The following is a 2,125-nucleotide window of genomic DNA, read 5'->3' as shown; positions in this document are numbered from 1 at the left end:
CCGTTGTTGGTTATTTCTGTCATGTTGATGGTTTCTGCGGTTCGAGCGACCAGCCTAGACTTGCGCCACCAAGATGATTACATAGAACCTACGATTAATATTGAAGAACTGCCAGATATGGATCCTTGGTCTTCGGAAGGTATCGCACTGGCTCGGTTTGAAAAAGAGAAAGATGCGGCACAACAAGCGGCAGAACTTGAACGTGAGGCTTACAGCGTGCTCATGAATGTGAAAAAAGAGATCCGCGCCTATGTTCTTGAACAAGGTGCCAAAATGGATGAGCATAAACTTCCGGTACGGCTCCAACAAACACTTGAAGCGGCACAAAGTAACCTAAGTGCCGCTCAAGCGAAAAAGATTGAGTTGTCTGAACAAGCACAAAAAGCTCGAATAGCGTTCGATCAAGTGGTCGCAGATCTGCCACTCGTTTGAGCATCGCCATGACGCGATCCATTCATTTTAGATTGATGTTAACTATCTAAAACTTGGCACTTACCCTAACGCCAAAAGGCTCACATTGCTGTGAGCCTTTTTTCATTCCACCAATCTAAAGTGGATTATTTAAATAGCTGAATAGACAACACTATTTACTGACGTCAATCATATCGTTGAAATATTCCACTTGCTCTGTCATGGATAGACCTTGATTGCTAGCACCAAGCGTCCACATGAAGAAGCCGCCATAGCCGTTGTCTTTCTGCCATGCTGCTCGCTCTAGGTTATTATCACGAGTCTCAACAAAATTGCCATCTGGTCCCCATTGGCTGTTAATCGTATTGCCTAAAACAATTTTCGATTTGTCTCCAATGTGTCTCGCATAGTTCTCCATTGCCACTTTATAAAGGAAGTTTTCACCTGCGTCGTAAGTCATCACGTTGAAGAAATCAAAGTCATGCTTCGTGTCTTCTAATAGATCAATCACTTCACCATGGTGAGATGAACGACCAGATGGTTCAATGTAAGAACAATGTTCAAATACACTGTCATCCTCGCACTCAACTGGGTCTGCGCCTACGTGGTAAGTGGTTAAAGAGAGAACTTTTCTATCGCCTACCTTTTGACGGACCAGTTTTATCAGCGCCGCGAGATCTTGGTTCTCTTTGTCGGTGATTCGAGCCGCTTTTTCGAAGTCGAAATCCAAACCATCAATTTGAACATAACCCGCTAATTGGTATTTACTGTAATCACAGTCACCATTCCAATCTGTTGCCAAACATTCGCCCACAACCTCTTCAGGCTTCAGGTCTTTCTTGTAAACAGGGAATGGTGTATTGGCTAACTCTACCAGACCGTTGGCGACCGCTTCTCGGCTTTGCTCTGTGCTGATTGCCGACCAAATACCTTCATACGTCTGACCACCGAATGCAACCATCATAGTGGCATTGCTGTGCTCATGTTTTAAGGTCGTCCACGACAAGTACTGAGAAGGCATCCAATCTGAATTATAATTAGGCACTGAGACCATACCATCTGAGATAGTAATATTACCGCTGGCATCCCACTGACCAAATGACAACAAGTAGCCATCGCCTTTCGAATTAAACAGTTCTTCGTAGTCGTTTAATCCCCATGATGTGAGGTAACTGATTGATCGGTCTGGGTTACCCACTAGGCTACCGCCACCGCCGCCACTGGTACTTTCTTCCACAGTAATGTTCGATGGTGCAGAAGTCTGCTCTTGGTTCGCAGTGTTCACCGCTTTAGCTGAAATAGCGTAACTGCCCGACTGAGCGCCTAACCATTCGTATTCGTAAGGGGCCTCTGTGTCTTTAAATAGCGTGTTGCCATTTGATATAAAGGTTACCGACGCAATATCACCTTCGTAGCTCTTCGCATCCGCTTTCATTGCAATAGCGCGCCCTTCAACGAAACTTGAACCATCTGCTGGTGAAGAGAGTGAGACCATCAGATCTTTGTCGGTGATTGCGATAGACATCGGCGCGGTTTCTGCGCTTGCCTCTTGATCATCATAAGCGACAACCGTGAGTGTGTATTGGCCTTCTTTTTGTGCCGGTATCGTAATGGTATACACATCATCATCCGAAGGGGTTGTCGACGTTTTCACCACTTTACCGTTCAGCTTTACTTCAACACGCTCTACTTGGGTATCGTCTGTCGCCTCGAC

General features: G+C 45.6%; 1 protein-coding gene and 1 pseudogene. One reads left to right on the top strand and one right to left on the bottom strand.

Annotation, left to right across the window (positions count from 1 at the left end; genetic code table 11):
* Window positions 1–432 (top strand): annotated as a pseudogene (locus ACP45E_RS22305) (BCCT family transporter); the annotation flags it as partial.
* Window positions 433–583: 151 nt separating this feature from the next.
* Here the strand turns inward: ACP45E_RS22305 and ACP45E_RS22300 are convergent.
* Window positions 584–2,125 (bottom strand): Ig-like domain-containing protein (locus ACP45E_RS22300; protein ID WP_141707495.1); only part of this gene is annotated, 1,542 nt, incomplete at its 5' end.

It is taken from the genome of Vibrio genomosp. F10 str. 9ZD137, assembly GCF_049974785.1.
Lineage (GTDB): Bacteria > Pseudomonadota > Gammaproteobacteria > Enterobacterales > Vibrionaceae > Vibrio.
The sequence above is the reverse complement of the archived record's forward strand: the minus strand, read 5'-3'. Positions and strand labels throughout refer to the sequence as shown.